This is a genomic window from Streptomyces decoyicus (genome assembly GCF_019880305.1).
GTDB classification, from domain to species: domain Bacteria; phylum Actinomycetota; class Actinomycetes; order Streptomycetales; family Streptomycetaceae; genus Streptomyces; species Streptomyces decoyicus.
Genome location: NZ_CP082301.1, coordinates 2167525 through 2194162 on the forward strand (window position 1 = coordinate 2167525; position 26638 = coordinate 2194162).

Annotated in this window: 22 protein-coding genes; 11 read left to right on the forward strand and 11 right to left on the reverse strand. The window is 73.2% G+C overall.

The annotated features are described in order from the left end of the window. Positions 1-13: 13 nt before the first annotated feature. Positions 14-709 carry an alpha/beta fold hydrolase gene (locus tag K7C20_RS09510; protein ID WP_030084414.1) on the reverse strand — a complete coding sequence of 232 codons (696 nt, stop codon included), beginning with the start codon at positions 707-709 and terminating at the stop codon, positions 14-16. A 184-nt stretch (positions 710-893) separates the two neighbouring features. Between K7C20_RS09510 and K7C20_RS09515 the strand changes: the two genes are divergently transcribed. Beyond that, positions 894-1940: a LacI family DNA-binding transcriptional regulator gene (locus K7C20_RS09515; protein ID WP_053210382.1), complete on the forward strand. Its 1047-nt coding sequence runs from the start codon at positions 894-896 to the stop codon at positions 1938-1940. Positions 1941-2162: 222 nt separating this feature from the next. Here K7C20_RS09515 and K7C20_RS09520 read toward each other — a convergent pair whose 3' ends face one another. Next, positions 2163-2897, reverse strand: coding sequence for an MBL fold metallo-hydrolase (locus K7C20_RS09520; protein WP_030084406.1), 735 nt, complete (start codon positions 2895-2897; stop codon positions 2163-2165). Between the two features lie 181 nt (positions 2898-3078). On the opposite strand from K7C20_RS09520, the gene K7C20_RS09525 reads away from it, so the two are divergent. Both K7C20_RS09525 and K7C20_RS09530 read left to right on the forward strand, forming a co-directional pair. Then, a complete protein-coding gene (locus K7C20_RS09525; protein ID WP_030084404.1) occupies positions 3079-3567 on the forward strand; it encodes a hypothetical protein in 489 nt (162 codons plus the stop codon). A gap of 94 nt (positions 3568-3661) precedes the next feature. Next, complete coding sequence (locus tag K7C20_RS09530; protein WP_030084402.1) at positions 3662-4138, forward strand: PPOX class F420-dependent oxidoreductase; 477 nt, start codon at positions 3662-3664, stop codon at positions 4136-4138. A gap of 41 nt (positions 4139-4179) precedes the next feature. Here the strand turns inward: K7C20_RS09530 and K7C20_RS09535 are convergent, their stop codons facing one another. Then, positions 4180-4902 (reverse strand): SDR family NAD(P)-dependent oxidoreductase, encoded by a 723-nt coding sequence (locus tag K7C20_RS09535; protein ID WP_053210383.1) that lies wholly within the window; start codon positions 4900-4902, stop codon positions 4180-4182. Between the two features lie 68 nt (positions 4903-4970). On the opposite strand from K7C20_RS09535, the gene K7C20_RS09540 reads away from it, so the two are divergent. After that, positions 4971-5552, forward strand: a complete 582-nt coding sequence (locus K7C20_RS09540) for a MarR family winged helix-turn-helix transcriptional regulator (protein ID WP_030084397.1) — start codon at positions 4971-4973, stop codon at positions 5550-5552. Positions 5553-5565: 13 nt separating this feature from the next. Here K7C20_RS09540 and K7C20_RS09545 read toward each other — a convergent pair whose 3' ends face one another. Continuing rightward, the gene (locus tag K7C20_RS09545) at positions 5566-6327 is read right to left on the reverse strand and encodes a winged helix-turn-helix domain-containing protein (protein WP_030084395.1); all 762 of its coding nucleotides are present in this window, start codon (positions 6325-6327) and stop codon (positions 5566-5568) included. A 67-nt stretch (positions 6328-6394) separates the two neighbouring features. Here K7C20_RS09545 and K7C20_RS09550 point away from each other — a divergent pair, with 67 nt between their 5' ends. Next, positions 6395-6967 carry a hypothetical protein gene (locus tag K7C20_RS09550; RefSeq protein WP_030084393.1) on the forward strand — a complete coding sequence of 191 codons (573 nt, stop codon included), beginning with the start codon at positions 6395-6397 and terminating at the stop codon, positions 6965-6967. Positions 6968-7093: 126 nt separating this feature from the next. On the opposite strand, the gene K7C20_RS09555 is transcribed toward K7C20_RS09550, so the two are convergent. The 3 genes from K7C20_RS09555 to K7C20_RS09565 form a co-directional block, all read right to left on the reverse strand. After that, the gene (locus K7C20_RS09555) at positions 7094-8554 is read right to left on the reverse strand and encodes a glutamate synthase subunit beta (protein WP_030084390.1); all 1461 of its coding nucleotides are present in this window, start codon (positions 8552-8554) and stop codon (positions 7094-7096) included. Continuing rightward, positions 8547-13160 carry a glutamate synthase large subunit gene (gltB, locus tag K7C20_RS09560; protein ID WP_048829783.1) on the reverse strand — a complete coding sequence of 1538 codons (4614 nt, stop codon included), beginning with the start codon at positions 13158-13160 and terminating at the stop codon, positions 8547-8549. The genes K7C20_RS09555 and gltB overlap by 8 nt, the downstream gene beginning before the upstream one ends. 289 nt (positions 13161-13449) lie before the next feature. Further along, a complete protein-coding gene (locus K7C20_RS09565) occupies positions 13450-14181 on the reverse strand; it encodes a VIT1/CCC1 transporter family protein (RefSeq protein WP_053210387.1) in 732 nt (243 codons plus the stop codon). 362 nt (positions 14182-14543) lie between these two features. Here K7C20_RS09565 and K7C20_RS09570 point away from each other — a divergent pair, with 362 nt between their 5' ends. From K7C20_RS09570 to K7C20_RS09595, 6 genes are read left to right on the forward strand one after another with little or no spacing between them, the layout of a single operon-like run. After that, positions 14544-15752 carry an ADP-ribosylglycohydrolase family protein gene (locus tag K7C20_RS09570; protein WP_078953602.1) on the forward strand — a complete coding sequence of 403 codons (1209 nt, stop codon included), beginning with the start codon at positions 14544-14546 and terminating at the stop codon, positions 15750-15752. Beyond that, entirely contained in the window at positions 15749-17050 is a 1302-nt protein-coding gene (locus K7C20_RS09575; protein ID WP_078953603.1) for an ADP-ribosylglycohydrolase family protein, read from the forward strand. Before K7C20_RS09570 ends, K7C20_RS09575 begins: the two co-directional genes overlap by 4 nt. Continuing rightward, positions 17047-18363: an ADP-ribosylglycohydrolase family protein gene (locus K7C20_RS09580; protein ID WP_030084376.1), complete on the forward strand. Its 1317-nt coding sequence runs from the start codon at positions 17047-17049 to the stop codon at positions 18361-18363. Before K7C20_RS09575 ends, K7C20_RS09580 begins: the two co-directional genes overlap by 4 nt. Beyond that, positions 18360-19835, forward strand: coding sequence for an ADP-ribosylglycohydrolase family protein (locus K7C20_RS09585; protein ID WP_053210384.1), 1476 nt, complete (start codon positions 18360-18362; stop codon positions 19833-19835). Before K7C20_RS09580 ends, K7C20_RS09585 begins: the two co-directional genes overlap by 4 nt. Beyond that, entirely contained in the window at positions 19832-21088 is a 1257-nt protein-coding gene (locus K7C20_RS09590) for a CaiB/BaiF CoA transferase family protein (protein ID WP_053210385.1), read from the forward strand. Before K7C20_RS09585 ends, K7C20_RS09590 begins: the two co-directional genes overlap by 4 nt. Continuing rightward, positions 21085-22113 (forward strand): HpcH/HpaI aldolase/citrate lyase family protein, encoded by a 1029-nt coding sequence (locus tag K7C20_RS09595; protein WP_222892580.1) that lies wholly within the window; start codon positions 21085-21087, stop codon positions 22111-22113. The genes K7C20_RS09590 and K7C20_RS09595 overlap by 4 nt, the downstream gene beginning before the upstream one ends. Before the next feature lie 87 nt (positions 22114-22200). On the opposite strand, the gene lgt is transcribed toward K7C20_RS09595, so the two are convergent. The 4 genes from lgt to trpB form a co-directional block, all read right to left on the reverse strand. Beyond that, positions 22201-23274: a prolipoprotein diacylglyceryl transferase gene (lgt, locus tag K7C20_RS09600; protein ID WP_053208955.1), complete on the reverse strand. Its 1074-nt coding sequence runs from the start codon at positions 23272-23274 to the stop codon at positions 22201-22203. 142 nt (positions 23275-23416) lie between these two features. Next, positions 23417-24331, reverse strand: a complete 915-nt coding sequence (locus K7C20_RS09605; RefSeq protein ID WP_063781267.1) for a DsbA family protein — start codon at positions 24329-24331, stop codon at positions 23417-23419. Positions 24332-24464: 133 nt separating this feature from the next. Further along, complete coding sequence (gene trpA, locus K7C20_RS09610) at positions 24465-25283, reverse strand: tryptophan synthase subunit alpha (RefSeq protein ID WP_030084362.1); 819 nt, start codon at positions 25281-25283, stop codon at positions 24465-24467. Then, entirely contained in the window at positions 25280-26566 is a 1287-nt protein-coding gene (trpB, locus tag K7C20_RS09615; RefSeq protein WP_030084360.1) for a tryptophan synthase subunit beta, read from the reverse strand. Before trpB ends, trpA begins: the two co-directional genes overlap by 4 nt. Positions 26567-26638 lie beyond the last annotated feature (72 nt).

A 26638-nucleotide genomic window follows, 5' to 3' on the forward strand; every position in this document is an offset into this window, starting at 1 on the left:
GGCGGGGCCGGCCCTAGACCCAGCCCTCCAGGCTCGCCATGAAGCCGTCGAAGTCGTCGCGGTGGATGGTGTGTCCGACGCCGTGCACCGTACGGACCTCGAAGCCGCGGCCGGTCAGCTCGGCCGCGGCCTGCTCGGAGAAGAGGAACCCCTCCCCCGCGAACTGCACCAGCGACGGGACGACCGGCTTCTCGGGCACATGGTCCTGGCGGTGCACGGCGGACAGCGCGAGGGCGGTGGCGGTGTCCCAGTCCGCGATCGTGGCCAGCTCGATATCGAGATCGACGTCGCTCCAGCGTTGATTGAAGGTCTGGAGCATCGCCCGGTCGGCCCGCTTGAACGCGACGAACAGGGCCGGGTCGACGGGCTCCTGGAACTGCGGGAACGCCCACGCCGGATCGCTGTAGACCGCCCGCCGCGGCTGGAGCCGCTCCACCGCCAGGGACAGCGCCAGGCCGCCCAGGGAATGCCCGATGACGACCTCGGGGGCGGCGGGCAGGGTCTCCACGAGGTCCTCGGCGTACAGCTCGGTGCCGTAGACGCCGCGCGGGCTGCGGCCGTGGCCGCGCAGGTCGACGGCGATGACCCGGTAACCCCGGCCGGCGAGCGCCGGACCCACGCGGTGCCAGGTGCGGTGATCGGACATCAGCCCGTGGACCAGCACCGCGGTCCGTTCGCCGGTGCCCCATTCATGGGTGTGCAGCTGCATGCCCGTGCCTCTCTTCGGTGCCCGCGCTCTCCGGTGCCCGCGCTCTCCGCCTGCCGCTGGTCCCCGGTCCGTGTTCCCCGGGCCGGGCCCGCACCCGCGCGAGATTACACGTGTCAGCAGTCGCGGCGGGTGCGCCCCGCCCCGACCCGCCGTACCAATCCCCTGTGCGAGGATGCCCAGCAGCATGACCGACCGAACCGGCTCACGGGCCACCCCAACTCCCCCTACGAGTGCGGCCGTTGCCCGCCGCGCCGGGGTCTCGCGCGCCACGGTCTCCTACGTCCTGAACGGGCAGGCCGCCGGACGGGTCGGCGCCCGTACCCAGGCCAGGGTGCGGGCGGCCGCCGAGGAGCTGGGGTATGTGCCGCACGCCGCCGCCCGCACCCTGCGCTCGGGCCGCGGCAGCATCGTGCTGCTGGCCGCTCCCGCCGACACGGCCCCGGTCTTCGGCCCCCTCTTCACCCACTTCCTCGCCGGTTTCCAGACCGCGCTGCACCGCCTCGGCTACACCGGCGTACTGCACGGCGCGCCCGCCGGCTCCCCCATGGCGGCCGCCCGCGCCTGGGCCGAACTGCGGCCCGCCGCCGTACTGACCCTGCACGGCCCGCCGTTGGACGCGCCCGCCGTCGAGCTGCTGCACCGGTCGGGCACCGCCGCGGTCCTCACCCACGGCCCGTCGGCGCCGCCCGGTGCCCACTGCCTCCTCCTCGACCAGCGCGAGGCCGGACTCCGGGCCGGTGAGCACCTCCTGGCCCGCGCCCGCCGCCGGATCGGTGTGGTGCGGCCGGCCGAGCCGGGTCTGGCGGACTGGGCGGAACCCCGCCTGGCGGGCGTACGGGCCGCGGCCGCCGGTCACCCCGGCGCCGAGGTGCGCCCGCTCGGCCTCGCGCGCACCGAGGAGTCCGCGGCGGCGCTGGCCGCGGCCTGGCCGCAACTGGGCCTGGACGCGGTGTTCGCCTACAACGACGAGTACGCCATGCTGCTGATGCGCGCCCTCCAGGACGCCGGGCACACCATCGGCGCCGACGGCCCGGACCGGCTCGCGGTGATCGGCGCCGACGATCTGCTGCTGGCCCGGCTGCTGCGCCCCCGGCTGACCAGCGTCCGCGCCGAGATCACACCCCCGGAGCAGATCGCCCGCCTGGTCGCCGCCCTGATCCGGGACCCCGCCACCGCGCCCGTGACCCACCGGCTGGGCACCTTCCGTGTCGAGGCCCGCGATTCGGGCTGAGGGCTGACCGCGGCCCTCACGGGCCGCCCCTCGCGCAGGGCGTCCTCCTGTTGCCTGCCCGGCGGGCGGGTCTCGTCTATCGGGCGGGCGCTCCTCGTCCTATCGGGCGGGCGCCCCTCTTCCGGTCCGACGGGCGCCTCGTCCTGCGCGGGGCACGGCACCGCCGGGCCCCTGTACGCCCAGGCCGGTCCGGTTCCTGTGCGCCCCGCTCGGCCCCGCCCCTCAGAGCCAGTCCTTCTCCGGCGTGGCCGCGGCCAGTACGGCCCGTGCGCCGGTGCGCAGGGGTACGCCGTGCGGGACGCACACCGTGTCGACGTCATCGAGGGCGGCGAGCCGGCGGAAGGACGCGACGGCCTCCTCACGTGCGACGTTGCCCGGGCCGAGGACGGCGCGGCGGCCGTCGGGGTCGGTGCCGATGATGTCGCCGGGGAAGAGCAGCCGGCTCGCGGGCAGGTGCAGGGCGATCCCGCCCGGTGTGTGGCCCGGGACGTGCAGCACCCGTACCGGTTCCCCCCAGCCGTCGAGGGTGTCCCCGTCGTGCAGGGCGACATCGACCTCGGTGTGGCGCAGCGGCGGGACTTCGGCGGCCGCCAGGTCCGCCATGACCCCTTCGTGCAGCGACCGTTCCATGGGGGTGAACGCCGGCGTGGGTTCGGGGGCGGTGCCGCGGATGTACGGGACGTCCAGGGCGCCGGCCAGGACCCGGGCCCCGGTGGCGGCGGCCAGGTCGGCGGCGGAGCCCATGTGGTCCAGGTGGTAGTGGGTGAGCACGATCTGCCGCAGCTGCCCGGGACGGGCGCCGAGCCGGGCGAGCGCGTCGAGGATGGCGGGGGCCGAGCCGGGGATGCCGGTGTCGACCGCCGCGTAACCGTCGTCGGGCAGGGCGACGAGATACACATGCCCGACGGTGAAGGGGAGTTGCCAGACGGTGGGGGTGACTTCGGTGAGTGCGTCCATGGTCCGGACGCTAACGGGCGGGCGGCCCGGTTCCGCCGCCGTTACGCCCTGGGCGGACCGGGTTATGCCGTGGGCGGACCGGTCGAAGGGACCTCTCCCCCGCCCCGCGGACTTCGACGGAAAGCGGCCGGAACCTGTCTTGCGCCTGGCACGTCCCATCGGTGACACAAGGAGGCATGTCATGCGAGGATCCCACCTCTCCCGCACCCGTACCCTCACCGCCCTGCTCGCGCTGACGTCGGCCGGCGCCGTCGCACTGTCCGGCTGTGGCCAGGACCAGCAGAAGGTGACCCCCGCGGCACCGCCGAAGAAGCAGGATGCGTTCGAGCGGCGCGCGGATCAGATTGTGCGGGACTGGCCGAAGGTCTCCCCGGTCCACGGCCGCCAACAGGCGCTGCTGCCGCTGGTCGCCGCCCAGCGACCCGAGAAGAGGGACGCACGGGAGATCACGGTCACCGTCGGGCACAGCGCCTGCGATGTGCGCTTCGGTGCGCGCAGCCATGAGTCGAAGGACCTGGTGGTGATCACCGGCTGGGGCAAGAGGAAGAGCTCCAAGGGGATGTGCACCCAGCAGCTGGCCACCGACAAGGTGACGGTGCACCTCAAGAGCGCGCTGGACGGCCGCAAGGTCGTGGACGCGGCGACCGGCAAGCAGCTCCTCAAGGGCTGAGGCGCGGGCCGGCGTCTGGTCTCCGTGGGCCTGCGACGCCTGGCATCGCGGGCTGCTCCGCAAAGATCGGGGAGACACCGCCTAGGCTCGCCGTATGAGCCCTTCCATCGCCCGCAACACCCGTGTCGAGCTGCCCGAGCTGCTGGAGTTCGTCCGCCCCCGTCACCGTGCGATCCTGCTCACCCGCCGCAGCGACGGCACCCCGCAGGGCTCGCCGCTGACCTGCGGGGTGGACGACTCCGGGCGGCTGGTCATGTCGACGTATCCGGAGCGCGCCAAGGTCCGTAACGCCCGCCGGGTCTCGTCGGTCAGCGTCATCGTGCTGTCCGACGAATGGAACGGCCCGTGGGTGCAGATCGACGGCGAGGCCGAGGTCGTCGACGCCCCGGATTCGATCGAGCCGCTCGTCGAGTACTACCGCAACATCGCCGGGGAGCACCCGGACTGGGACGAGTACCGGGAGGCGATGCGCAAGCAGGGCAAGTCGCTGATCCGGGTGACGCCGCTGCGCTGGGGGCCGGTGGCGACCGGCGGATTCCCGGCCCGGCTCGCGGAGGACGGCGGCTCCTGACCCGCCCGCCGCGATCCGGGGGTGCGGCGGCCCGGCGGGTGTCAACGGGTGGTGCGGGTACCGCCGTTGACGTTCAGTACCTGGCCGGTGAGGTGCCGGGCCGCCGGTGACGCCAGGAAGGCAACGGTCCCCGCGATGTCGTCCGGGGACCCCGGGCGGCCCACCGCCGAGGCGGCCACCAGGCGGTCGCGACGCTCGTCGGTGAGCTGGTCGCGGAAGAAATCGGTGTCGGCGACATAGCCGGGCGAGACGACGTTGGCCGTGATGTCGCGGGGGCCGAGGGTCCGGGACAGCTCGACGTTCCAGGAGGCGAGCCCGGCCTTGGCCGCTCCGTAGGCGCCGGCCCCCTGGTCGGCGGCGATCGATCCGATGTGGACGACCGCGCCGCCGGGCGCGAGCCGGCCGTCCAGCGCCTTGGTGGTCAGCGCGGCGCTGAGCAGGTTGGCGTCGAGGTTGGCGCGGAAGTTCCGGGCGTAGGCCGCCAGGTCGTCGGCTCCGTCCGCGTCCAGGTCGGTGTTGCCGCCGGCGTTGTTGACCAGGACGTCGATCCGTTCGGGGAGTTCGGTGAGCAGCGCGGTGAGCGCCCGGGGGTCGGTGTGGTCGCACACCAGCGGGCGGACGGTGCGGCGGCCGGCCGCGGTCTCCTCCAGCGGCCCGGGGCGCCGGCCGGTGACGAGGACGTCGTCACCGGCGTCCGCGAAGTGGTGGGCAACGGCGCGTCCGATGCCGGTTCCACCGCCGGTGATCAGGATGGTGCGTGACATATGCTGAACTCCGTCCATCACGTTCAGGTCTAAATTTAGAGCTGAACATAACATCGCCGGGAGGCCCCGTGGCAAGAGAATTCGAGGCGAAGGACGACCGCGGCCGGCCGACGGTCCGCGCCTCCCCGTACCCCGTCGAGGAGATCGCCGCCGCCTGGGAGCGTGAGCGCCCCGGCACACCGGTCTCCTCGATCGGCATCGTGACGCCGATCTGGCAGCTGGCGAAGCTGCTCGGCGACGACCGGCGCCGGGTGCTGGCCCGTGCCGGGATGGACCCGGCCACCCTCGACCTGCTCAGCGTGCTGCGCCGCAGCGGCGAGCCCTACACCCTGACCACCCGTGAGCTCGGCCAGCGCTCCCTGATCACCGCGGGCGCGGTCTCCCAGCGGGTGGCCCGCGCCGAGCGCGAGGGGCTGGTCGCCCGGCGGCCCGGCGAGGGCCGCCCGCGGACGGTCCTGGTCGAACTGACCCCGGCCGGCCATGAGCTGATCGAGTCCACCGTCGACCAAGTGCTGCGCCGTGAGGCCGAGTTGATCGACGGCCTGACCCCCGGGCAGCAGGAGCAGCTCGCCGGCCTGCTGCGGATCCTGCTCCAGGACACCCAGCGCAAGCTCGGCGACGACCGGATCGGCCAGGTCGGCGAGCACTGAGCGCCCGGACCGGTCAGGAGCGGGGAGCGGAGAGGGCGAGGGAGGGGAAGAGCGCGTCGTCGGGCAGGCCGAGCTGGGCGCGGAAGGCCGTGCGGCCCGCCGCGGTGACGGTGAGGATGCGGGTCGCAACGGCCTTGACGATCCAGCCGTGTTCCAGGGCGTGGCGGTAGAGGGCGGCGCCGACCGCGCCGGAGAGATGCCGGCGGCGCACCGTCCAGTCCAGGCAGGTGCGGACATGGGCCCGGTGGGCGGCCGAGGGGTCGGTGTCGGGGATGCCGAGGGCGGTCAGCCAGGTGGCGCCGGCGCCGGTCAGCACCAGGCCGTAATCCCGTCCCAGCAAGCCGCGTTCGGTCATCGCCTCGGCGATGGCCACGCCGAGCGCACCGGCGATGTGGTCGTAGCACGTGCGGGCGTGGTGCAGGGCTCTGCGGTGATGGGCCTCGGCCAGGGAGCGGACCGGGACCCGGCGGTAGGGGGCCAGGCCGGCGAGGTTCTCCAGGGTTTCCGCGGTCTCCGGTCCGGCCAGGCGTACGTAGCGCCGCCGCCCCCGGCGCTCCTCGGCGAGCAGGCCCCCGGAGACCAGCAGGTTGAGGTGCTCGGTGGTGGTGGACGGCGCCACCGCGGCGAATTCGGCCAGTTCGCCGGCGGTCCAGCTGCCGCCGTCGAGCAGGGCCATGCAGATGGCGGCACGGGTACGGTCCGCGAGCAGCGCCGCGAGGGCGGCAAGATCGGGGGTCTCCGCGACGCTTTCCTGATCGGCGTCCCATCGTTTCATGTACACAGAGTAACCTCTGATAACATTTCGGTGAGCACCGAATCAACCGGCTTCTATCCTCGGGTCCATGAAAGGCGCGCTGGAGAAGAGCAGTTCGGTCACCCCGGCGCTGCTGTCCACGGAGAACGACGACGGCACCTTCGTGCTGGTCGAGCTGCGCATCCGGTGGGAGCTCGGACCGGTCGTCAGCCTCTGGCTGCCGGCCCGCGGCCGCACCGCGCAGAATCTCGCGGTACGCCCGGACGTGGTCTTCAATCTGCCGCCGGACGGGACGGGGGCCGAGGAGGGGACGAGTGCCATGCCCGGCTCCACGGAGGCGCCGTGGACGGAGCCGTCCGAACTGGTGCGGCCGCCCCGACTGGTGCACTGTCCGGTGCAGTTGGAGGCGCGCCGGCTCGGGGAGCGGACGGTCACGGACGGGGCGTGGACGCAGATCGAGGCACAGGTGCTGCGGGTGCATGCCGATCCGCGGTGGGTGCTGCCGCTGAGCGACCGGCGGATCGACCTGGGGGCCTGGCTTCCGCCGGTGCACGATTTCCGGCCGTCGGGCACTCCCCCGCCGCAGGCCGTACCGGCGCCCGCCCGGGAGATGGCACGGCAGTTGGGGCGGCGCTACCCCGCGGGAAGCGGCGGCTCGTAGGACGCCGAGGACGCTCCGGTGGAGCGCTGCACGGCAAAAATCCGCGGCGCCTGCCCTCCCGGTCGGGGGAGGGGGACAGGCGCCGCGGCTGTTCCGTACGACGTTGTACGGGACATCAGGGGACGGTCACACGGTCAGTGCGCGATCCGTCGGCTTGATGGGAGCCGGCAGGGCGCTGGCTCCGGTCAGGAAGCGGTCCACGCCCTTGGCCGCGGAACGGCCCTCGGCGATGGCCCACACGATCAGCGACTGGCCGCGGCCGGCGTCACCGGCGACATACACGCCGGGGACGTTGGTGGCGAAGTCCGCGTCGCGGGCGACGTTGCCGCGCTCGTCGAGCTCCAGGCCGAACTGCTCGACCAGGCCGTTCTCCCGGTCGGTGCCGGTGAAGCCCATGGCGAGGGTGACCAGCTGGGCCGGGATCTTCCGCTCGGTGCCGGGCTTCGGCTCCGGGCGGCCGTCCTTGAACTCCACCTCGGTCAGGTGCAGGTACTGGACATTGCCGTCCTCGTCGCCCTCGAAGTGGGTGGTGGAGACGGAGTAGAGCCGCTCACCGCCCTCCTCGTGCGCGGAGGTGACCTTGTAGAGCATCGGGAAGGTCGGCCAGGGCTGGTTGGGGTTCCGCTCGTCGCCCGGCTTGCCCATGATCTCCAGCTGGGTGACGGAGGCCGCGCCCTGGCGGTGGGCGGTGCCGACGCAGTCCGCGCCGGTGTCGCCGCCGCCGATGACGACCACGTGCTTGCCCTCGGCGCTGATCGGGGCGACCGTCAGGTCCCCCTCCTGCACCTTGTTGGCGAGCGGGAGGTACTCCATCGCGAAGTGGATGCCGTTCAGCTCGCGGCCGGGCACCGGCAGATCGCGGGAGGTGGTGGCGCCGGCGGCGATGACCACGGCGTCGTAGCGCTTGCGCAGCTTCTTGGCGTCGAGGTCCCGGCCGATCTCCACCTCCGTACGGAACTTGGTGCCCTCCGCGCGCATCTGCTCGATGCGGCGGTTGATGTGGCGCTTCTCCATCTTGAACTCGGGGATGCCGTAGCGGAGGAGGCCGCCGATACGGTCCGCGCGCTCGTAGACGGCGACGGTGTGGCCGGCCCGGGTCAGCTGCTGGGCGGCGGCGAGTCCCGCCGGGCCCGAGCCGATGACGGCGACGGTCTTGCCGGAGAGGCGCTCGGGCGGCTGCGGGGTGACGTCCCCGTTGTCCCACGCCTTGTCGATGATGGAGACCTCGACGTTCTTGATGGTCACCGGCGGCTGGTTGATGCCCAGCACACAGGCGGCCTCACAGGGCGCGGGGCAGAGGCGACCGGTGAACTCCGGGAAGTTGTTGGTCGCGTGCAGCCGCTCGCTGGCCTCGGTCCAGTCCTCGCGGTACGCGTAGTCGTTCCACTCGGGGATGAGGTTTCCGAGCGGGCAGCCGTTGTGGCAGAACGGGATACCGCAGTCCATGCAGCGCGACGCCTGCTTGCTGATGATCGGCAGCAGGGAGCCGGGCTGGTAGACCTCGTTCCAGTCCTTGACGCGCTCCTCGACGGGGCGGGTCTTGGCGATCTCGCGCTCGTGGTTCAGGAAGCCCTTGGGGTCAGCCATTGGTCGCCGCCTCCATCATCTTCTCGTGGGTCTCGGACTCGGAGAGTCCGGCCTGCTCAGCGGCGTCCTTGGCGACGAGCACTGCCTGGTACGTGGGCGGGATGACCTTGCTGAAGCGCGCGGCTGCGGCATCCCAGTCGGCGAGGAGCTTGGCGGCGACGGTGGAGCCGGTCTCCTCCTGGTGGCGGCGCACGACGTCGTGCAGCCACTGCTTGTCGGCGTCGTCCAGCGCGTTCACCGCGTCGACGAGCTCCTTGTTGACGTTGGCCTTGTCGAGGTCGATGACGTAGGCGAAGCCGCCGGACATACCGGCCGCGAAGTTGCGGCCCGTCTCGCCCAGCACGACCGCGTTGCCGCCGGTCATGTACTCGCATCCGTGGTCGCCGACGCCCTCGGAAACCACCGTGGCACCGGAATTGCGGACGCAGAAGCGTTCGCCGACCCGGCCGCGCAGGAACAGCTCGCCGCCGGTGGCGCCGTAGGCGAGGGTGTTGCCGGCGATGGTGGAGTACTCGGCGAGGTGGTCCGCGCCGCGGTCCGGGCGGACGATGACCCGGCCGCCCGACAGGCCCTTGCCGACGTAGTCGTTGGCGTCGCCCTCCAGGCGCAGTGTGACGCCGCGCGGCAGGAACGCGCCGAAGGACTGGCCGGCCGAGCCGGTGAAGGTGATGTCGATGGTGTCGTCGGGCAGCCCGGCGCCACCGAACTTCTTGGTGACCTCGTGGCCGAGCATCGTGCCGACGGTCCGGTTGATGTTCCGGATCGCGATCTGTGCCCGGACCGGCTGGGCGGCCTCGGCGGTGTCCGCGGCCAGCGCGTCGGCGGCGAGCTTGATCAGCTCGTTGTCGAGCGCCTTCTCCAGGCCGTGGTCCTGCTCGATGACCTGGTGGCGGACGGCGCCGTCGGCCAGCTCGGGGACGTGCAGCAGCGGGGCCAGGTCCAGGCCCTGCGCCTTCCAGTGCTTCACCGCGCGGGAGGTGTTCAGCAGCTCGGCGTGGCCGATGGCCTCGTCGAGGCTGCGGAAACCCAGCTCGGCGAGGATCTCCCGGACCTCTTCGGCGATGAACTGGAAGAAGTTGACGATGTACTCGGCCTTGCCGCTGAACCGCTCGCGCAGCGCCGGGTTCTGGGTGGCGATGCCGACCGGGCAGGTGTCCAGGTGGCACACCCGCATCATGATGCAGCCGGAGACGACCAGCGGTGCGGTCGCGAAGCCGTACTCCTCGGCGCCCAGCAGGGCGGCGATGACGACATCGCGGCCGGTCTTGAGCTGACCGTCGGTCTGCACCACGATCCGGTCGCGCAGGCCGTTGAGCAGCAGCGTCTGCTGGGTCTCGGCCAGGCCGAGCTCCCAGGGGCCGCCCGCGTGCTTGAGCGAGGTGAGCGGGGAGGCACCCGTACCGCCGTCGTGGCCGGAGATAAGGACCACGTCCGCGTGCGCCTTGGAGACACCCGCGGCGACCGTGCCGACGCCGACCTCGGAGACCAGCTTCACGTGGATGCGGGCCTGCGGGTTGGCGTTCTTGAGGTCGTGGATCAGCTGAGCCAGGTCCTCGATGGAGTAGATGTCGTGGTGCGGCGGCGGGGAGATCAGTCCGACGCCCGGGGTGGAGTGCCGGGTCTTGGCGACCCACGGGTAGACCTTGTGGCCGGGCAGCTGGCCGCCCTCGCCGGGCTTGGCGCCCTGGGCCATCTTGATCTGGATGTCGTCGGAGTTGACCAGGTACTCGGACGTCACACCGAAGCGGCCGGAGGCGACCTGCTTGATGGACGAGCGGCGCGCCGGGTCGTAGAGACGGTCGGGGTCCTCGCCGCCCTCACCGGTGTTGGACTTGCCGCCCAGCTGGTTCATGGCGATGGCGAGGGTCTCGTGCGCCTCCTGCGAGATGGAGCCGTACGACATGGCGCCGGTGGAGAAGCGCTTGACGATCTCGGACGCCGGCTCGACCTCCTCGATCGGGATCGAGGAGCGCTCGGAGGCGAAGGAGAACAGGCCGCGCAGCGTCATCAGCCGCTCGGACTGCTCGTTCACCCGCTCGGTGTACTGCTTGAAGATGTCGTAGCGGCGCGAGCGGGTGGAGTGCTGGAGCCGGAAGACGGTGTCCGGGTCGAAGAGGTGCGGCTCGCCCTCGCGGCGCCACTGGTACTCGCCGCCGATGTCCAGCGCACGGTGCGTGGCGGCGATGCCGGAGACCGGGTAGGCCTTGGCGTGCCGCGCCGCGACCTCCTTGGCGATGACGTCCAGGCCCGCGCCGCCGATCTTGGTGGCGGTGCCGTGGAAGTACTTCTCGACGAACGCCTCGTCCAGGCCGACGGCCTCGAAGACCTGCGCGCCCCGGTAGGAGGCGACGGTCGAGATGCCCATCTTGGACATGACCTTCAGGACGCCCTTGCCGAGCGCCTTGATGAGGTTCTTGATGGCGGTCTCGGCCTCGACACCGGGCAGGAAGGTGCCGGCGCGGACCAGGTCCTCGACCGACTCCATGGCCAGGTACGGGTTGACCGCCGCGGCACCGAAGCCGATGAGCAGCGCGACGTGGTGCACCTCGCGCACATCGCCGGCCTCGACGAGCAGACCCACCTGGGTGCGCTCCTTGGTGCCGATGAGGTGGTGGTGGACCGCGGCGGTGAGCAGCAGCGACGGGATCGGCGCGTGCTCGGCGTCGGAGTGGCGGTCGGAGAGCACGATCAGCCGGGCGCCGTCGTCGATGGCGGCGTCGGCCTCGGCGCAGATCTCCTCGATCCGGGCGGCCAGCGACTCGCCGCCGCCGGAGACCCGGTAGAGGCCGGAGAGGGTGACGGCCTTCATGCCGGGCATGTCGCCGTCGGCGTTGATGTGCACGAGCTTGGCCAGCTCGTCGTTGTCGATGACCGGGAACGGCAGGGTCACGCTGCGGCAGGAGGACGCGCTCGGCTCCAGGAGGTTGCCCTGGGGGCCGAGGGAGGAGATCAGCGAGGTGACGAGCTCCTCGCGGATGGCGTCCAGCGGCGGGTTGGTGACCTGCGCGAAGAGCTGGGTGAAGTAGTCGAAGAGCAGCCGGGGACGCTCGGAGAGCGCGGCGATCGGCGAGTCGGTGCCCATCGAGCCGATGGGCTCGGCGCCGGCCTTGGCCATCGGCGCGAGGATGACGCGCAGCTCTTCCTCGGTGTAGCCGAAGGTCTGTTGGCGGCGGGTGACCGAGGCGTGGGTGTGCACGATGTGCTCACGCTCGGGCAGGTCCGCGAGCTCGATCAGACCGGAGTCCAGCCATTCCTGGTAGGGCTGCTCGGCGGCGAGCTGCGCCTTGATCTCGTCGTCCTCGATGATGCGGTGCTCGGCGGTGTCCACGAGGAACATCCGGCCGGGCTGGAGGCGGCCCTTGCGGACGACCTTGGCGGGGTCGATGTCCAGGACGCCGACCTCGGAGGAGAGCACGACCAGGCCGTCGTCGGTGACCCAGTAGCGGCCGGGGCGCAGACCGTTGCGGTCGAGGACCGCGCCGACCTGGGTGCCGTCGGTGAAGGTGACACAGGCCGGGCCGTCCCAGGGCTCCATCATCGTGGAGTGGTACTGGTAGAAGGCGCGTCGGGCCGGGTCCATGGAGGGGGAGTTCTCCCACGCCTCGGGGACCATCATCAGCACGGAGTGCGGCAGCGAGCGGCCGCCGAGGTGGAGCAGCTCCAGGACCTCGTCGAAGGAGGCGGAGTCGGAGGCGTCCGGCGTGCAGACCGGGAACAGCCGGTCCAGCTGCTCGGCGTTGTCCGCACCGAAGAGCTTCGAGGCCAGCTGCGACTCACGGGCCCGCATCCAGTTGCGGTTGCCCTTGACCGTGTTGATCTCGCCGTTGTGCGCGACGAAGCGGTACGGGTGGGCGAGCGGCCAGCTGGGGAAGGTGTTGGTGGAGAACCGCGAGTGGACCAGCGCGATGGCGGTGGCGAAGCGGCGGTCGGACAAGTCAGGGAAGAAGGGCTCCAGCTGGCCGGTGGTCAGCATGCCCTTGTAGACAATCGTCCGGGCGGACAGCGAGGGGAAGTAGACCCCGGCCTCGCGCTCGGCGCGCTTGCGCAGCGCGAAGGCCTTGCGGTCCAGCGCCAGACCGGTGCTCTGCCCGTCGCCCACAAAGATCTGGGAGAAGGCGGGCATGGTGGCGCGGGCACCGTTGCCCAGCAGCTGCGGGGCGACCGGGACCACCCGCCAGCCGATGACGTCCAGGCCTTCTTCGCCTGCGATCGTCTCGATGCGTGAGACGGCGTCGGCCGCTTCCTGGGCATCGGACGGCAGGAAGGCGATGCCGACGGCGTAGGCGCCGGCGTCGGGGAGCTCGAAGGTGACGTTCTCGCGAAGGAACGCGTCCGGCACCTGGAGCAGGATGCCGGCGCCGTCACCCGAGTCGGGCTCGGAGCCGGTGGCACCGCGGTGCTCCAGATTCGTCAGGACGGTCAGCGCCTGCTCGACCAGTGCGTGGCTGGCCTCGCCGGTGAGGGTGGCCACAAAGCCGACGCCACAGGCGTCGTGCTCATTGCGGGGGTCGTACATCCCCTGCTGGGCGGGGCGGCCGTCCATGGGCGACCAGGCGGCGGCGCTGGCGCTGCTGGTGGTCGCGGAGTGCGTGGACGCAGAACGCATCGGCTCTCCCAACGTCGTCGTGGCATAGGCATTGCCGAGGGACGACGTTGGCCCTCCGCGAAATTTCGTGCAGGTTACAGGATCGCTCCCTTCTCGAAAAGCGAAAAGGGGCTTCCAACATGCGGACACCGCGCATGCGGTGAGTCAGTACGCGGACGGAATCTGGGCCGTCCCACAAGGCGGCGTTCGCCGAGCGACATTGCCCGCGACGCCTGGGCCTTATGCCCGGTCGTCAACGAACCGAAACCGCCGAGTAACGCGGTAATTATGCAGTCACCCGTATGACACGTCACCCTACGACGGTTCCGAACAGTGCTCCCAGGACGTACGTCACACCCGCCGCGGCACCGCCGAGGGCCAGCTGGCGCAGTCCGCTGAACCACCAGGAACGTCCCGTCACCCGCGCCACGACCGCCCCGCAGGCAAACAGTCCGACCAGCGCGAGCAGCACCGCGGGCCAGATGGCGGACGCCCCCAGCAGATAAGGAAGGACAGGCAGCAGCGCGCCCAGCGCAAAGGATCCGAAGGAGGAGAGCGCGGCCACGGTGGGCGAAGGAAGGTCGGACGGGTCGATGCCCAACTCCTCGCGGGCATGGATCTCCAGGGCCTGCTCGGGGTCCCGGGACAGCTGCTCCGCGACCCGCCGGGCGAGCACCGGCTCGACCCCGCGCGACACATAGAGGGCGGCCAGCTCGTCCAGCTCGTCGGCCGGGTGCTGGCGCAGCTCGGACCGCTCGACATCCAGCTCGGCCTGCACCAGCTCACGCTGCGAGGCGACCGAGGTGTACTCCCCCGCGGCCATCGAGAACGCGCCGGCGGCCAGGCCCGCGAGGCCGGTGATGATGATCGTCTGCTGCGACAGCGCACCGCCGGCGACACCCGTCATCAGGGCGAGGTTCGAGACCAGCCCGTCCATCGCGCCGAAGACGGCGGGGCGCAGCCAGCCGCCGTTCACATCGCGGTGGGTGTGGTTGTCGCGGTGGGCCACATGCGTCGGCGCCGCCGCATCCATGATCTCCATGACGGACATATCGGTACCTACTCCCTGCATCGAGGTGTGGGCCGATGGCGGCACTTCCCCCTCCAACACCTCGAAGCTATGCGCCCATTACCCTCCGCCGCTAGCAAGGAAGGCCGAACTTACCGCGCTGACCTGCGGCTTTTCCGCGCGAGTGGTGATGAGATCCGGGTCACACCCCCTTTCGGGGCCCCTCGGACGGTCCGTCCGGGTGCCGTCCCAGGGAGTCGACCGGGTGACCCTGCCGCCCGGGACAGGAGAGCCGGGCCGTCGCGTGGCACGGATACAGCCCAGCGGCCCGCAACCGGCCGGCGCCCCGCGGTCCCGGGCGGCGGTCCGGCCCGTACGACAGAACGGCACGCACCATGAGCGCAGCGCACCTCCCGCCCGCGGACCCGGCCGTGCCCACCGCGGGCGGCTCGGTGCGCGACCGGGCCCGCGGCGCGATGCTCGGGCTCGCCGTCGGTGACGCGCTCGGCGCCCCGGCGGAGAACATGAAGCCCTCGCAGATCCGCCGCCGCTGGGGCCGCATCGAGGGGTACGTCGAGGACGACCCGGCCGGCACCGACGACACCGAGTACGCCATCTTCTCGGGGCTGCTGCTCGCCGCGCACGGCTCGGCGCTGACCGTCGCCCACGTCGAGGCCGCCTGGCACCAGTGGATCGCCGACCGCGACGAGGGGCCGTTCCGCGGCGCGGGCTTCAGCGAGCGCGGCACCCTGGAGAACCTGCGCCGGGGCCTGGCCGCCCCCATCTCCGCCCAGCACCGGCACGCCTGGAGCGACGGGCTGGCGATGCGCGCCGCGCCGTTCGGGGTGTTCGCCGCCGGGCGGCCCGCCGAGGCGGCCCGGCTGGTGGCCATCGACGGCACGGTCAGTCACGACGGCGAGGGGATCTACGGGGGCCGGGCGGTGGCCGCCGGGGTCGCCGCCGCCATGGTCGCCCTCCCCCACGGACCTTCGGCAGTCCCCCAGTCCCCGCTTCTCCCGCAGTCTCCACTCCGTTCGGCCGGGGGCGCCCCCATCGCTCCAGGGTGGGCGCCCGACACCGACGCGGTGATCGCCGCCGCGCTGTCCGTCGTACCGGAGGACTCCTGGACCGCCCGCTCCCTGCGCCGGGCGGTCGGCGCCGCCCAGCGCTCCCGCTACGACCCGGGCATCACCCAGCTCGGCACCGAGCGGGCGGTGCGCTCCGCCGTGGTGGTCGGCGGCTACCCCTGGACGGATCTGGCGCCGGAGGCCGTCGGCCTGGCCTTCGGCGCGTTCGCGGCGGCCCGCGGTGACTTCTCCGCCTCGGTGCTGACCGCGGTCAACATGGGGCGCGACGCCGACACCACGGCGGCCGTCGCCGGTGCGCTGGCCGGTGCGCTCTGCGGCGCCGCCGCGATCCCCGAGGCCTGGGCGGGCGCCATCGGCCCGGCGCGGGGCAGCTGTCTGCCGTCGATGGCGGGCTACCACGTCCTGGACATCGCGGATCTGCTGACGCCCCAGGGGGCCTGCGCCGGGGCGGGGCCAGGGCCGGGAACGGGCATCGGGATCGGCACCGGTGTCGAGGCCGGGGTGGGGGCCGGATGAACGACGGGCGCACCGTGCGGGAGGCCGCCGCCCCCGCCGTGGACGGCCCCCGGGACACCACGGGCGCCCGGAGCCGTATCGAGGGGCTGCTGCTCGGGCTGGCCGCGGGCGACGCCGCCGGGTGGCCCGCGGCCCGGCACCGGGCGGCACGGATGCCGGAGTGGACCCGGCGGCTGACCCGTGAGCTGGACACCTTCGCGGAGCAGAACGCGACCACGACGCTGCCCGTGCCGATCGCCCTCAACCAGCCGCCCGAGCCGCTGCGGCTGGGTCCCTCCGACGACGCCGAATGGGCGGCCTTCACCGCCGGATCGGTGCTCACGGCGGCCGGTGCGCTGCTCAGCGACCTGGGCCGGGACCGCCGGATGCGCGCCGCGATCGATCTGGCCTGGAACGCGCTGGCCTGCGAGGTCGCCGCGGCCGCCGAACGGGCGCCCGAGGTGGAGTCCGCGGTGCTGCCACTGCGCGCCCGGATCTCCGTGCGGGCCGGGCTGGGCAATCTCGCCGCCGGGCTGCGGCCGCCGGCCACCGGCCACGACAACCCGCACTTCTTCGACGACGCGGCCTGCGTACGCGCCGCCGTACTGGCCGTGGTGCACCCGGGCGAGCCGTCCGCGGCGGCCGACCTGGCCGAGTACGACGCGCGCTACACCCAGGACGGCGACGGGGTGCACGGTGCCCGTGCGATGGCCGCCGCGGTCGCGGCCGCGCTCGGCGGCACGGCGGCCGTCGGCTGTGTGGACGCGGCGCTGGCCCAGCTCCCCGAGGGGACCGAGATCCGCCGCAACGCCCTGCATGCGGTCCGTCTCGCGCAGGCCTTCGCCACGGACGGCCACGGCCGCCCCGGTACCGCCTTCGCCCTGGTGCCCGTGCTGGAGCACGAGATCGTCGACCACGTCTACAGCTATGGCATCGCCGCGGCCGAGACCGTTCCGGTGGCACTGGCGCTCGCGCTGGCCACGGACGGGCAGGTCGCCGAGGCGGTACCGGCCGCCGCCTGCCTCTCCCGGGTCGCCGACTCCGCGCCGGCCCTGGCCGGGGCGCTGACCGGAGCGCTCGGCGGCGCCCGCGCCCTGCCCCGCACCTGGCGCGACGCCTGCCGGGTGCTGTCCGGCTGCGCGCTGCCTCGGCTGGCCGGCACGGACCTCGTCGAGCTGGCCGGGCTGCTCGCCCTCACGGAGCTGACCGCCCCAGAAGCCGCGGGAGCGGCCGTCACTCCGGCCGTCCCCGAAGCCGTCTCCGGCGCCCTTCTGGCCCCCTGCCCCTCCCCCACCGTGGAAGGACTCCCCCGCACATGACCTACGCAAGCGAGCAGACACCGGCCGCGGCACCGGACCCGGCGCACGCCTCCGCCGCCCCGGCCACCCAGGTCCTGCCGGCCGTCACCGTCACCCCGGTCGCGAAGCCGTCGCCGACGGGTCCGGTGCCCCCCGTCCTTCCCGTCCCGCCGTCCCTGGAGGACCGGGCGGCCGGCTGCCTGGTCGGCGCCGCCGTCGGCGACGCGCTCGGCGGGCCGGTCGAGGGCTGGTCGCCGGAGGAGATCGTCAAGCGGCACGGCGGCCGGGTCGGGGGCATCGTCGGACCGTTCCACGACGACTGGCGCACCGCCCGCCCGATCGCGCCGTACCACAAGGGCGACGGCCACGTCACCGACGACACCTTGATGACGCATGCGCTGGTGCGGGTCTACGAGACGGTGCGCGACCACCTCGACGCCTATGACATCGCCGACCACCTCGTACCGGACCTGATCGGCACCCCGCGCTGGATCCCGGAGCTGGAGACCGAGGCGCTGCCGTTGCAGCGGATCTTCCTCGCCGAGAAGTGGATCGTGGCGCGGCTGCACTACGGGCATGCGGACCCGCGCGAGGCGGGCGTCGGAAACATCGTCAACTGTGGTGCGGCGATGTACATGGCACCGGTCGGCATCGTCAACGCCGGCAACCCGGACCGGGCGTACGCCGAGGCGCTGGACATCTCCGGCACGCATCAGTCCTCGTACGGGCGGGAGGCGGCGGGGGTGTTCGCCGCAGCCGTGGCCGCCGCGTTCACGCCCGACGCCACGGTGTCCTCCGTCGTCGTACAGGCGCTGCGGCTGGCCAAGGACGGCACCCGCGCCGCGATCGAGGCGGTCTGCGAGGCCGCGTCGTCGCTCACCGACCCCGAGTCGGCGCTGGTGCCGCTGCGCGCGGCCATCGCTCCCTTCGACACCGTGGGCCCCGACTACCGCAACCCGTCGCTCGGCGCCCGGCGCCCCTCCCGGCTGCACGCCGTCGAGGAACTCCCCATCGCGCTGGGCATGTTGCTGATCGGTGGCGGCAACTACCGGGCCACGGTCCTCGGCTCGGTCAACTACGGCCGCGACTGCGACTCGATCGCCACGATGAGCGGCGCGCTGGTCGGCGCCCTGCGCGGCGCGTCCGCGGTGCCGGCCGAGTGGAGCTCGGAGGTCGCCCGCGCCAGCCGCCTCGATCTCCATGCGCCCGGGGCCGCGCTGGCCACCGTCGCCCGCGAGATCTTCACCCGCGACCGGGCCCGCGCCCGCACCCACGAACAGGCCTTCACCGCGATCTCGGCCATCCCGGCGATGACGGAGGCGGGCGAGCGGTGACGACCACGGGGGCCGTCGCCAGGACCGCCTGCGCGCCGCCGCTCCGGGTGACCTGGGTGCAGCCCGAGGACCTGATCGGTCACGAGCTGCGGCAGGCGGCGGAGGACGGCCGGGACGCCGCCGGGATCGCGCGGCGGTGGCGCGCGGCGGGCGGCCGGACGGCACCCGGCCGGGCGGGCGCCTCCCCCGGCCCGGCGGATCCGGCGCTGCGGACACTCGCCGGGACGCTGCTCGATGAACTCGCGCTGCTGCCCTGCCCGTCGGAGGCGGACGAGCCCACCGCCCTGGCGGCGATCCGGGCGGGGTGGGAAGCGCCGGCCACGGGCGGCGGGCCGCGGCCGCAGCCGCAGCAGCAGTCGCGCGACGGTGTGCCGGCCGCCCGGCTGGAGGCCGCCTGGCTCGGGCGGGCGGCCGGCTGCCTGCTCGGCAAGCCCGTCGAGAAGCTGCCGCTCAGCGGGGTACGGGCACTCGCCCGCTCGACCGGTAACTGGCCGCTGGCCGCGTACTTCACCGAGCGGGGTCTCGATCCGGCGGTGGCCGCGCGCCACCCGTGGAACCGCCGCAGCCGCGCCACCTCGCTCGCCGAGAACATCGACGGCATGCCGGAGGACGACGACCTCAACTACCCGCTGCTCGGTCTGCTGCTCCTCGAACGGCACGGACACGGCTTCACCACCGCCGATGTGGCGCGGCTGTGGCTGGACGAACTGCCGGCCGGCCGTATCTTCACCGCCGAGCGCCTCGCGTACCGCAATCTCCTGGACGGCATCGAGCCGCCGCACACCGCGCGGCACCGCAACCCGTTCCGGGAGTGGATCGGCGCGCAGATCCGCGCCGACATCTTCGGCTGGACGCACCCCGGCGACCCGGCGGCCGCCGCGGCCGAGGCCTGGCGGGACGCCACGCTCAGCCATACCGCGAACGGTGTGTACGGCGCGATGTTCACCGCCGCCGCGCTCGCGGTGGCGGCCGCCCCCGGCGCCGACGTGCACGGCGCGCTGCGGGCCGGGCTGGCCGTGGTCCCCGCGCGCTCCCGCCTCGCGCGGGCCGTCCGCTGCGGAATCGCCGCGGCACACGACGAACCCACCGGTACGCCGGCCGGCTTCGCGACCGTCGTCGACCGGCTGCACACCGCCTACGGGCACCACCACTGGGTGCACGCCGTACCGAACGCCGCGCTGCTGGCCGCCGCGCTCACCCACGCCGACGGCGACTTCACCGGCTCCATCTGCCGTGCGGTGTCCGGAGGCTGGGACACCGACTCCAACGGCGCCACGGCCGGTTCGCTGGCCGGACTGCTCGCCGGATCGCCCGAGGCGCTGCCCGCCCGCTGGACGGCACCGCTGCGCAACCGGCTCGCCACGAGCGTCGGCGGGCTGGACGGCATCGGCTTCGACGCCCTCGCGGCCCGTACCGCCGCACTGTCCGCGCCCTGTCCCCCGCCCCACCGACCGGAGGCACCCGCACCATGACCGACCCGTCCCTGTCCGCGACGACCGGGCCCGCCGCCGGCGAGCGCACCGCCCCGGAGCCCGCCTCCTCCGGTCCGCTCGCCGGGCTGCGGGTGCTCGATCTCGCCACGCTGTTCGCCGGTCCGCTAGCCGCCACCCTGCTGGGGGACTACGGCGCCGAGGTGATCAAGGTCGAGCATCCGCACCGGCCCGACCCGTCGCGCGGCCACGGGCCCGCCAAGAACGGCATCGGACTGTGGTGGAAGCTGCTGGGCCGCAACAAGAAGACCCTCACACTCGACCTGTCCCACCCGGAGGGCCGGGACGTCCTGCTGCGGCTGGCCGCCGGGGCGGATGTCGTCATCGAGAACTTCCGGCCCGGGACCCTGGAGCGATGGGGGCTGGGCTGGGACGAGCTGTCCGCCGCCAACCCGCGTCTGGTGCTGGCCCGGGTCACCGGCTTCGGCCAGTTCGGCCCCTACGCCCGCCGCCCCGGGTTCGGCACGCTCGCCGAGGCCATGAGCGGCTTCGCCGCGATCACCGGTGAGCCGGACGGGCCGCCGACCCTGCCGCCGTTCGGACTCGCCGACGCGATCGCCGCGATGGCCACGTCGTACGCCGTGATGGCCGCGCTGCACGGGCGGGCGGCCACCGGCCGCGGCCAGGTCATCGACCTGGCGCTGATCGAACCGATGCTGACCGTCCTCGGCCCGCAGCCGCTCTGGTACGACCAGCTCGGCCATGTCCAGCCGCGGACCGGCAACCGCTCCGCCAACGTCGCGCCGCGCAACACCTACCGCACCGCCGACGGCTCGTGGGTGGCGGTCTCCGCCTCGGCCGAGTCGGTCGCCGAGCGGGTGATGCGGCTGGTCGGGCGGCCCGAGGTGATCGACGAGCCCTGGTTCGCGACCGGCGCGGGACGGGCCCGGCACGCCGATGAGCTCGATACGGCGGTCGCCGACTGGATCGCCCGGCACGACCGGGCCGAGGTGATGGCCGCCTTCGAGAAGGCCGAGGCGGCGGTGGCGCCCATCTACGACATCCGCGAGGTGATGGCGGATCCGCAGTACCAGGCACTGGGCTCGATCACCGAGGTCCCGGACGACGAGCTCGGCCCCCTCCGGATGCAGAACGTCCTCTTCCGGCTCTCCGAAACGCCGGGCGCCATCCGGTGGGCGGGCCGCCCGCACGGCGCGGACACCGACGAGGTGCTGGCCGCCCTCGGGCTGACCGGCCCCGAGATCGACGGGTTGCGTGCGGCGGGTGCGCTGTGAGGCCGGCCTCCCCGCCGCCTCGGCAGACGACCGTCCCCACGCCGCTGACCTGGCTGTATGCGCCCGGAGACCGCCCGGAGGTGGTGGCCAAGGCGCTCGCCTGCGGGGCCGATGTGGTCGTGGTCGACCTGGAGGACGCGGTCGCCCCGGACCGCAAGGAGTACGCACTGCGTGCCACCGCCGAGCTGCTGAGCGCCCCGGCCCCGGGCCCCTGCCCGGTCCATGTCCGCGTCAATGCGCTGGACGGCCCGCTCGCCGAGACCGAGATCCGCACACTGGCCACGCTGCCGGGCCTGGCCGGTCTGCGGCTGCCCAAGGTGCAGGGCCCGGCGGATGTGCACCGCGCCGCCGGCTGGGCGACGACCGCCGCGGAGCCCGTTCCCGGGCCTCCCCCCTACGCCGCGGAGGGGGCCGTACGACCGGCCGGACGCGCCCTCGCGGGTCACTTCACCCCCGCCCGTACGGCCCCGGGAAGCACCACCGCCACCCTCGCCCCCGCGGCCGCCCCCACCCCGAGCGCCCTCCCCGCCACCCCGGCCCTGTTCGCCCTGCTCGAATCCGCGCTGGGCATCGAGCACGCCTTCGCCATCGCCACCGCGCATCCGGCGCTCCGCGGGATCGCGCTCGGCGAGGCCGATCTGTGCGGGGAGCTGGGGGTGCGGGACGACACGGGGCTGGCCTGGCCCCGCGGCCGCACCGTGGTCGCCGCCCGCGCGGCCGGGCTGGCCCCGCCGCCCCAGTCGGTCTATCCGGACGTCCACGACCTGGACGGCCTGGCCCGGTCCTGTGCCCAGGGCAGCGCCCTGGGGTTCCTGGGCCGGGCAGCGCTCCACCCGCGCCAGCTTCCGGTCATCGAAACGGCGTTCCTCCCCACGGCGGAGGAGATCGCGGCGGCACGGGAGACGGTCCGGGCGGCCGCGGCGGAGGGCGGCGGGGCGCTGGCGCTGCCGGACGGCCGGTTCGTGGACGCGGCGGTGGTCGCGGGGGCCCGGCGGGTGCTGGAGCTGGCCGAGCGCCGACGCTGACCGTGCGGCGCCGGGCCACAACAGCACCGCGCCGGGCGGATCCGACGTATCGGGTCCGCCCGGCGCGGTCGGCAGCCGGTGGCCGCCTCAGGACTTCTTGGTGCTGCCGCTCCCGGCGGGCTTGGCGGCATCCGCGGCGGGGGCGTCCGCCGCGTCCTCGGCCTTCTCGTCGCCGGGCTCGTCCGTCGTGGACGCGGAGGCCCCGTCGGCCCTGTCGGCGCCCGCCTTCGGGTCCGTCTCCCGGTCGTCCCCGGGAGCCGCCTTCGACGACGGCTTCTCGACCGAGGCCCTGGCATCGTCGTCGTCCCCGGCCGCTGCGCCGTCCGCCCCCTCGGCGAGCTGCGCCCCCGGCTCGACGACCGCTTCCCGTCCCGGCGCCCTCTTGGCGGAGACCACGAAGTAGGCGACGGCGAGGACGAGGACGATCAGCGCGGTCCAGACGTTCAGCCGCAGGCCCAGGATGTGGTGCGCCTCGTCGACCCGCATGTACTCGATCCACGCGCGGCCCGCGCAGTAGGCGGCGACATACAGCGCGAAGGCCCGCCCGTGACCGAGCCGGAAGCGCTTGTCGGCCCACATCACCAGCGCGGCGACACCAATGCACCACAGGCACTCGTAGAGGAAGGTCGGGTGGTAGGTGCCGCCGATCCGACCGATGGCCGGGTCGGAGCTGATCTTCAGCGCCCACGGGACATCGGTCGGCTTGCCGTACAGCTCCTGGTTGAACCAGTTGCCCCAGCGGCCGATCGCCTGCCCGAGCGCCAACCCGGGCGCGAGCGCGTCGGCGTACGCGGGGAGCGGGATACCGCGCCGGCGGCAGCCGATCCAGGCGCCCACGGCGCCCAGCGCGACCGCGCCCCAGATGCCGAGGCCGCCCTCCCACACCTTGAAGGCGTCGAGGGGGTGGCCGTTCGGGCCGAAGTAGGGCTCGTACGTCGTGATGACGTGGTAGAGGCGGCCGCCGACCAGCCCGAAGGGCACGGCCCACACGGCGATGTCGGCAACGGTGCCGGAGCGGCCCCCGCGCTGCACCCAGCGCTTGTTGCCGAGCCAGACGCCGACGAAGACGCCGATGATGATGCAGAACGCGTAGCCGCGCAGCGGAATCGGGCCGAGATGTACGACGCCGACCGACGGGCTGGGAATGAATGCGAGGTCCATGGCAGGGACGACGCTACCGCGCCGGGCGGGGTCGACGACAACCCACCCGGCAACGGCTGCGTAACGACCCAGCGAGCACGCCATGACGCTGCGTGTCCGGCAGGGCCGCGGCGCTCCTCGCGCCGGAGGCCTACGACAGGGCCTAGTGGCCCGGCGTGACGCTCGTTGCGGGGTGCTGTGCCCGGGGCGAGGCGCTCCGTCCGGCCTGCTTGCCCTGGGGCGAGGTGCTCATGTGCGGTGCGGCGCCCGGGTGCGGTGAGGAGCTCTTCCCCGGCTGCTTGCCCTTGTTGGCGTCCTGCACCATCTTCTTCAGGTCCGCGGGGGTGAACCGGCCGCCCTTCTCCTTCGAGAGGTCCTTGCCGTTGAGCAGGACGGTCGGGGTGCCGCGGTATCCGGTCTTGGCGAAGGCGTCGGTGGACTTCTGCACGAAGGCGTCGTACCTGCCGTCGTTGACGCAGGTGGTGAAGGCGGGCGTCACCAGCCCCTTGACCTTGCCGGCCAGTTGGAGGAGGTATTTCTTGTCGGCGAACTTGTCCTGCTCCTCGGGCGGCTGGTGGGAGTAGAGGACGTCGTGGTACGCGCGGAACTTCCCCGCGTCCTGGGCGCACATGGCGGCGTTGGCGGCATTGAGGGAACCCTTGCCGCCGGCGTTCCCGTCGATGATCGTCACGAGGTGGTACTCGCTCTTGAGCCGGCCGGAGTCCTCCAGCTCGTGGATGGCCGGGCGGAAGCCGGTCTCGAACTGCTGGCAGGCGGGACAGCGGAAGTCCTCCCACACCGTGAGTGTGGAAGGGGCGTGGGGTGCGCCGACGGGGATGGCTGGCCGGCTGCCGCCGCTGGCCTGCTTGGGGCGGGCCGTCTCGTTGTCGGAGCTGGTACCGCCGCTGTTGGCCGAGGTCACCCAGACGGCGATGCCGCCGGCGATCGCCAGCACCACCACCACCGATCCGGCGACGACGGCCTGTCGGCCCCGCCGGGCCCGCACCCTCTCCTTTTCCCGCTGTTCCTGTAGCCGCTCGCGGGCGGTTCTCTTACCCTCATGATTCTTCTGGCTCACGCCCCTGGACAACGAAGCGGAGGGGTGCCGCCGCACTCCTCCGCACCGATGTTCGCCCTATCGAGGGACAGCGACCGGACCTGGGTACCTGCCAGGTCCGGCCGCGCGCAGTGCCTCCAGGGGGAGACGCTCCCTACGCCCGCTTGCGTACGCCCTCGGCCAGCTCGCCCGCCAGGGCGCGGATCCCGGCGAGGCCGGCCGCCAGGTCGCCGTCCGCGGTCAGCATCCGCTTGACGAACGCCGAGCCGACGATCACACCGTCCGCGAACTGGGCCACCTCGGCGGCCTGTTCGGCGTTGGAGACGCCGAGGCCGACGCAGACCGGCAGGCCGGTGGTCGCCTTGGTGCGCCGCACGAGGTCCTGCGCCTGCTCGCCCACCGACTCGCGGGTGCCCGTGACGCCCATCAGCGAGGCGGCGTACACGAAGCCGGAGCCCGCCGCCGTGATCTCGCCGAGCCGTGCGTCCTTGCTGCTGGGGGCGACGACGAAGACGGTGGCGAGGCCGTGCTTGTCGGCGTGCTCCCGCCAGGTCGCGGACTCCTGGACGGGAAGGTCGGGCAGGATGCAGCCCGCGCCGCCCGCCTCGGCGAGCTCGGCGGTGAAGCGCTCGATGCCGTAGCGGTCGATGGGGTTCCAGTACGTCATGACGAGGACGGGCTTGCCGGTGGCCTCGTGCGCCTCGCGGACGGTCCGCATGACGTCCGCGATCTTCACGCCCCCGCGCAGGGCGATGTCGTCGGCGGTCTGGATGACGGGTCCGTCGAGGACGGGGTCGCTGTGCGGGAGCCCGATCTCCACGACGTCCGCGCCGCCCTCGAAGACGGCCTTGGCCGCCTCGATACCACCGTCGACGGTCGGGAACCCGGCCGGCAGATAGGCGATGAGAGCGGACCGGCCCTCGGCCCTCGCGGCGGCGAGGGTGTCACTCAACAGCTTGATGTTCCCGCTCACTTGACGTCCCCCTCGATCTCCGCGTCCGCGGTGTCGGTGTCCGCCTCGACGGCGGCGTCCGTGTCGTACAGGTCGAAGTAACGGGCGGCGGTGTCCATGTCCTTGTCGCCGCGCCCGGACAGGTTGACCACGATCAGCCCGTCCGTGCCGAGCTCCTTGCCGAGGTCCAGGGCGCCGGCCAGGGCGTGGGCGCTCTCGATGGCGGGGATGATGCCCTCGCTCTGCGAGAGCAGGCGCAGCGCCTGCATCGCGGCGTCGTCGGTGACGGCGCGGTACTCACCGCGGCCGCTGTCCTTGAGGAAGGCGTGCTCGGGCCCGATGCCCGGGTAGTCGAGACCGGCCGAGATGGAGTAGGGCTCGGTGATCTGGCCCTCCTCGTCCTGGAGGACGTAACTCCTGGACCCGTGCAGGATGCCCGGCTCACCGGCGCTCAGGGTGGCGGCGTGCTCTCCGGTCGCGATGCCGTGGCCCGCGGGCTCGCAGCCGACGAGCCGTACGCCCGCGTCCGGGATGAAGGCGTGGAAGAGCCCGATGGCGTTGGAGCCGCCGCCGACACAGGCGACGGCGGCATCGGGCAGGCGGCCCGCACGCTCCAGGATCTGGCGGCGCGCCTCCACGCCGATGACGCGGTGGAAGTCGCGGACCATCGCGGGGAACGGGTGCGGTCCCGCGACGGTCCCGAACAGGTAGTGGGTGCGGTCGACGTTGGCGACCCAGTCGCGGAACGCCTCGTTGATGGCGTCCTTGAGGGTGCGGCTGCCGGACTTCACGGCGATGACCTCGGCGCCGAGCATCCGCATCCGGGCGACGTTGAGGGCCTGGCGCTGGGTGTCGATCTCGCCCATGTAGATGGTGCAGTCGAGGCCGAAGAGGGCGCAGGCGGTGGCGGTGGCGACGCCGTGCTGGCCGGCGCCGGTCTCGGCGATGACCCGCGTCTTGCCCATCCGCTTGGTGAGCAGTGCCTGGCCCAGCACGTTGTTGATCTTGTGCGAGCCGGTGTGGTTGAGGTCCTCGCGCTTGAGGAACACCCGGGCCCCGCCGGCGTGTTCGGCGAACCGCGGCACCTCGGTGAGCGCGCTGGGGCGCCCGGTGTAGTTGACCATCAGGTCGTTGAGCTCGGCCGCGAACGCGGCGTCCGCCTTGGCCTTCTCGTACTCGGCGGCGACCTCGTCGACCGCGGCGACCAGCGCCTCGGGGATGAACTTGCCGCCGTAGGCACCGAAGTAGCCCTCGGCGCTGGGCACCCGTCCCTCGGGGTCGGGAAGGAAGAAATCGGAGGACATCAGACGCACTCCTCTGCCGGGGCAGCCGCCCCGGAAGTCCGGTTATGTCAGCGATATGTCGAGATTCGGGAT